This window comes from Gilliamella sp. Fer4-1 (genome assembly GCF_001690515.1).
Classification (GTDB): Bacteria; Pseudomonadota; Gammaproteobacteria; order Enterobacterales; family Orbaceae; genus Gilliamella; species Gilliamella apicola_C.
On record NZ_LZGZ01000355.1, the window covers coordinates 1 to 6,496 of the forward strand.

General features: G+C 37.7%; 5 protein-coding genes. All 5 read right to left on the bottom strand.

The genetic code is table 11. The features are described 5' to 3' along the window. Nucleotides 1-118: 118 nt before the first annotated feature. The 5 genes from kdsA to rnr all read right to left on the bottom strand — a co-directional run bounded on the left by kdsA (nt 119) and on the right by rnr (nt 6,439). Nucleotides 119-973: a 3-deoxy-8-phosphooctulonate synthase gene (gene kdsA / locus A9G30_RS12145; protein WP_065582287.1), complete on the bottom strand. Its 855-nt coding sequence runs from the start codon at nt 971-973 to the stop codon at nt 119-121. A 16-nt stretch (nt 974-989) separates the two neighbouring features. Next, a complete protein-coding gene (gene prmC, locus A9G30_RS12150; protein WP_065582279.1) occupies nt 990-1,826 on the bottom strand; it encodes a peptide chain release factor N(5)-glutamine methyltransferase in 837 nt (278 codons plus the stop codon). After that, nucleotides 1,823-2,908: a peptide chain release factor 1 gene (gene prfA, locus A9G30_RS12155; RefSeq protein ID WP_065589121.1), complete on the bottom strand. Its 1,086-nt coding sequence runs from the start codon at nt 2,906-2,908 to the stop codon at nt 1,823-1,825. The genes prmC and prfA overlap by 4 nt, the downstream gene beginning before the upstream one ends. A 359-nt stretch (nt 2,909-3,267) precedes the next feature. Further along, a complete protein-coding gene (gene rlmB / locus A9G30_RS12160; protein WP_065589122.1) occupies nt 3,268-4,029 on the bottom strand; it encodes a 23S rRNA (guanosine(2251)-2'-O)-methyltransferase RlmB in 762 nt (253 codons plus the stop codon). 7 nt (nt 4,030-4,036) lie between these two features. Next, entirely contained in the window at nt 4,037-6,439 is a 2,403-nt protein-coding gene (rnr, locus tag A9G30_RS12165) for a ribonuclease R (protein ID WP_065589123.1), read from the bottom strand. Between the last annotated feature and the right edge of the window lie 57 nt (nt 6,440-6,496).

The window sequence follows — 6,496 nt, forward strand, 5'->3', positions numbered from 1 at the left end:
AAAAGGATGAAATAAAAAAAGAGAAACTACTGAAATTTCTCTTTTTACTATATAAAAAAATAAAATTTAATTCACAATCAATGCTATTGATTATAAGTTATTGAAAAGTCATCTTAACTTAATTTTCAGTATCAATTTCTTCAAAACTTTTTACTAACTCATCAATGGCTTTCATTTGCTTTAAGAAAGGCTCAAGTTTTGCTAATGGTAACGCAGATGGACCATCGCATTTTGCATGGCTTGGATCTGGGTGTGATTCTAAAAATAGCCCAGCAATGCCAACTGCCATACCTGAACGCGCAAGCTCGGTTACTTGACCTCGACGCCCACCTGATGCTGCGCCCATTGGATCACGGCATTGTAGAGCATGAGTAACATCAAAAATAACAGGAGAGCCTTTGCTTGCTTTTTTCATAATATTAAAACCAAGCATATCAACCACTAAGTTGTCATAGCCAAAACAACTACCACGATCACAAAGAATTATTTGGTTATTACCAGCTTCTTCAAACTTTTCAACAATATTACCCATTTGACCTGGGCTGACAAATTGTGGTTTTTTAACATTAATTACCGCACCAGTTTTAGCCATTGCAACAACAAGATCGGTTTGTCTTGCTAAAAAAGCGGGTAATTGAATAACATCAACCACATCAGCGACCGGTTGGCATTGTGCTTCGGTATGTACATCAGTAATAATTTTAACGCCAAATTGTTGTTTAAGTTCTTGGAAAATTTTAAGCCCTTCTTCTAAACCTGGTCCACGATATGAATGAACAGAAGAGCGATTAGCTTTATCAAATGAAGCTTTAAAAATATAAGGGATATTTAGTTTATTGGTGATAGAAACATAATGTTCACAGATTTTCATTGCTAAATCACGAGATTCGAGCACATTCATACCACCAAATAATACAAATGGTAGGTCATTGGCGACAGTAATATCACCAATATTTACTTTTTTTTGTTGTATCATAAAATATTCCTAGTTAGGGTTTAAACCAGCGACCAAGAGTAACTCTATCATTACCGCTATAGTCAGCAAAGGTTTCGACTAATTGAAATCCGTGTTGTTTAAAAATAGTTTGTACTGCCTCACCCTGTTTCCAACCATGTTCTATCAGTAACCAGCCATATTGATTTAGATGTTTAGTTGCGCCATAGACAATGAGTTTAATATCGGCTAAACCGTCATCTTCTGAAACTAATGCACTTCTTGGTTCGTAACGAACATCGCCTTGTGCTAGATGAATATCTGTTGGTTCAATATAAGGCGGGTTACTGATAATCATTGAAAATTTTCGATTTTTTATTGGCTTATACCAGTCACCTTGTAAAAAATAAACATTGTTGACCCCTATTTGGGTTGCATTTTGTTGCGCTAAAATCAACGCATCTTTATTTTTTTCAATTGCGGTAAATAAACAGTCTTGACGCTCAGTTGCCATGGCGATAACTATTGCACCAGTACCCGTACCGAGATCCAACACTTCGCATGGCACTTTAGGTAGATACTCTAAACCTAATTCAACTAATTTTTCAGTATCCGGTCTAGGGATTAATGTAGCGTTAGAGACATTAAACTTTAAAGACCAAAATTCTTTTTCGCCAGTAATATAAGCAATAGGCTCACCATTTTGCCTGCGCTTTAAACATTCAGATAAAGCAATTAGCTCATCATCAGTAAGCAATGTTTCACTAAATGCCATTAAAAATGTGCGCGTTTTGTGCGTAACAAAACTCAGCAAAATTTCAGCATCACGCTTTGGACTTTCACTATCAGTTAAAGTTTGAGATGCACTTTTAAGCCATTGTAAATAGGTCATTCATCTTGTTCCGATAAAGCGGCTAGTTGATCTGCTTGATATTCCTGTACAATTGGATCGATTAGCATCTCTAATTTTCCTTCCATGACTTCATCTAATCGGTAAAGCGTTAGGTTAATACGATGATCCGTAACACGTCCTTGAGGATAATTGTATGTTCTAATTCTGTCAGAACGATCACCCGAGCCTAATAGATTACGCCTTGTTGAGGCTTCTTCTTGTTGGCGTTTGCGCAGTTCGGCATCTTGAATTCGTGCAACCAATACAGACATTGCTTTCGCTTTATTTTTATGCTGTGAGCGCTCATCTTGACATTCAACAACAATACCCGTTGGAAGGTGAGTAATACGAATCGCTGAATCCGTCGTGTTAACATGCTGACCACCAGCCCCAGATGAACGATAGGTATCAATTTTTAAATCAGCAGGGTTGATTTCTGGCATTTCAGCCTCGGGAACTTCAGGTAAAACAGCAACAGTACAAGCAGAAGTATGAATGCGCCCTTGTGATTCAGTTTCTGGCACGCGTTGAACTCGGTGACCACCTGATTCAAATTTCAAATTGCCATAAACTCCATCACCACTGACTAACATAATGACTTCTTTATAACCACCGTGCTCACCATCACTCGCACTCATAATTTCAACGCGCCAATTGCGTGATTCAGCATATCGTGTATACATTCGGGCTAAGTCACCAGCAAAAATAGCGGCTTCATCACCACCTGTTCCCGCTCTAACTTCAACAAAACAGTTATAATCGTCATTAGGATCTTTAGGTAATAATAACACTTGTAATTGCTTTTCTTGCTCTTCAACTTGGCTTAGTGCTTCGTTTAATTCCTCTTGTGCCATTTCGCTCATTTCAGGATCTGATAACATCATTTTAGCCGTTTCGATATCTTCTTGGGTTTGCTGCCAATCGGAAAAACACTTAACCACCGCAGTTAATTGTGAGTATTCTTTAGATAGCGTACGAAAGCGATTTTGATCTGCTATAACTGAAGGATCAGATAATAATGCTTGAACCTCTTCATAACGCTCTTGTAGTGATTCTAACTTATTGATAATTGAAGGTTTCATAAAAATATATTTTGATAGAGATTAGTTAAGTTTGTGCAACATTATATACTTAATTACCTTTAAAATACAGTTTTCGGCTTGTTTCAAACTTATCTCTTATTATCACTTTAACAAGAGATAATAAAGCCATTGAATAAGCTGGAATATTATATGTATTTTAAAAAGAGGTTTTAGGTATGTAGCATTACTTAATGTTTTAATTGAAATAATTTACATTGCACTAACTGTTAGTTTTTATCAACGCCATTAACTATAGTATTTATTTTATTCGTTAACCCTCAATTTGCTAAAATCGAACCTAATAAATCATTAGCGCTTGTCTGATTAAATTTGAACTACTATAGTTAAGGCTATTCAGTTTACATTTTGGTATCTATTTTTTGGCGAACAATTTCAAATAAACAAACCCCCGTTGCAACAGAGACATTGAGTGATGAGACAATCCCCGCCATTGGAATGCTAACTAATTCATCACAGTGTTCTTTAGTTAAACGGCGCATACCTTCACCTTCAGCTCCCATAACTAACGCAAGTGAAATTGTTTTTGATGTTTTATAAAAATTTGTTTGATAAAGTGTTTTATTAGCTTCACCAGCAGTCCCAACAATCCAAACTTGATATTCGTCTTGCAACATTCGCATGGTGCGTGCCAAATTGGTCACTCTAACCACAGGTACACTTTCTGCCGCGCCACACGCCACTTTTTGGGCTGTTGAGTTGAGTGGTGCTGAGCGATCTTTGGGAACAATAATAAAATCCACACCCGCCGCATCAGCCGTTCGGATGCAAGCACCTAAATTATGTGGATCGGTTACGCCATCTAAAATTAAAATAACAGGATTTGGCTGCTGCTCCATAAGTAGAGGAATATCATTTTCTTGATAACCTCGATTAGGCTTAACCATAGCCAAAATACCTTGATGTACTCCATTTTTCGCTTTTTCATCTAACCATTGACGTTGAGCAACTTTAACAGGCAAACCTAGTTGTTCTAATTGACGTACAATAGCGATAAGACGTTTGTCTTCTCGGCCTTTAATAATAAATACTTCAATAATTCTTTCTGGCGAGCGAGCTAATAATGCTTCAATTGCGTGCAAGCCATAAACTGTTTCACTCATTTATGTTCTACTCTTTTATTTTATTAACTGATTTTGTTTTATTACTTGATTTTGGTTTACTTCGCTTTTTGCTTTTACTTTTGCTTTTATCTTTAACTTTTTTAGTGAGCGGTTTTGCACTATTTTTATTGGTTGATTTTTTGCTTTTTCGTTTAACAGGCAAATCAACTTTTTGATCTGTTTTTACTTGTTTTGATTTATCCTTGGCAGTCTTGCCTTGGCGTTTTGGCTTATTATTACTGCCAACTAGAGAAAAATCAATTTTACGTTCTTCAGGATTAACATTATCGACTTTAACTTGCACTTTATCGCCTAAGCGATAAGCAAAACGGGTATTTTCGCCAATTAAGCGATTATGCGCAGCATCAAAAAGATAATAGTCGTTTTCTAACGACGAAACATGCACTAAGCCGTCAATGAACAATTCATCTAATCGAACAAAGAAACCAAAATTAACGACACTTGAAATGGTACCATTAAATACTTCGCCAACATGATCTTGCATATAATCACATTTAAGCCAATCGACCACATCACGCACCGCTTCGTCAGCACGCCGTTCAGTCAGTGAACAATGTTCGCCGAAATAGAGCATTTCATTTGTGGTATAACAATACCCGCCAGTTTTACTGGTTTTATGCTGTTGGTCAGCTAAAATCCATTTAATCGCTCGATGTAATAACAGATCTGGGTAACGACGAATTGGCGAAGTAAAATGTGCATATTCTTCAAGCGCTAAACCAAAATGACCACGGTTTTCTGGGTCATAAATAGCTTGCTTCATAGAGCGTAAAATTACCGTTTGCAACATATCATGATCTGGGCGAGTTTCAACTATCGCCATTAATTCGGCAATATCTTTAGGTTTTGGGCTAACCCCGCCACCAAGTGATAAGCCAAGTTCACTTAGAATGCTACGCAAGTTATTTATTCTGTCTTCATCTGGTCTATCATGCACTCGAAATAATGAAGGTACTTGAGCATTAATCACCAGTTTTGCTGCCGAAACATTAGCTAAAATCATACACTCTTCAATGATTTTATGTGCCACATTTCGCTGAGCAATTTCGATACTTTCGATGCGCTTATCGGCGTTAAAAACAAATTTCGGCTCTTCAGACTCAAAGCCTATCGCACCGCGAGTGATACGGGCTTTATCAAGCACCTGATATAATCCGTAAAGGTTCTCAAGATGCGGTACCAATTCGTGGTAATGCTCTCGCAATTGCTCATCACCGTCTAAAATTTTAGCCACTTTAGTATAAGTTAATCGAGCATGTGAATTCATTACTGCTTCGTAAAACTCATACCCTGTTAAACGTCCTTTATTTGATACGGTCATTTCGCAAACTAAACATAAACGATCAACTTGTGGATTTAACGAACACAGCCCATTTGATAGCTGTTCTGGCAACATAGGTACAACTCGTGATGGAAAATAAACCGATGTACCACGCAAGCAGGCCTCTTTATCCAACGCTTTGCCTAATCTGACATAATAACTGACATCGGCAATGGCAACCCACAAACGATAGCCACCACCACGATTTTTTTGACAATAAACGGCATCATCAAAATCACGTGCATCTTCGCCATCAATAGTAACTAAAGGCAATTGGCGCAAATCCTTTCGCCCTTTTTTAGCGCTTTCTGGTACGTGTTCAGTAAATTTACTTACCTCTTTTTCGACTTTTTTAGGTAGTTCGTAAGGAATTTCGTGATTACGCAAGGCAATATCAATAGCTAAATTGGTACCCATTATTTCACCAAGCACTTCTTTTATGATACCAACAGCTTTTTGATGGCGTTCTGGACGCTTTTGTAACTCAACGACAACCACGGTTCCCATTCGAACTGTACGATTGGGTTTACCTGCAATTAAAATATCGAAGTTTAAACGGCTGTCATCAGGAACAACAAAGCCTACGCCTTGTTCGATAAAATATCGCCCGACAATTTGATTATTGCGTGGCTCTAAAATCCGCACTACACGAGCTTCCATTTTACCACGATATTGTGTTCCCATTGGCTGTGCTAAAATCACATCGCCTTGTAACACTTTTTTCATCTGTTCTGGTGATAAAAAATAGTCTTCAGGGTTGCCTTCTACTCGTAAAAAACCAAAACCATCACGGTGTGCAATCACGCTACCTTTGACCATATCTAATTTTTCAGGCAACGCATAACATTTACGTCGAGTAAATACCACTTGACCGTCACGCTCCATTGCCCGTAAGCGACGATGTAACGCTATTTTTTGTTCTTCGTTTTTAATTGCTACCGCTTGGGCAATTTTTTCTAGACTTGCGGGTTTCGCTTCTTGTTTAAGGTAATCTAAAATAAGTTCACGGCTGGCAATGGGGGAATCGTACTTTTCGGCTTCGCGGGCATAAAAGGGATCTTTTATCATAAAGGAATATCCTGTGCTCAAATATTAATGCTAGCATAACATAGAGAGATATAACTT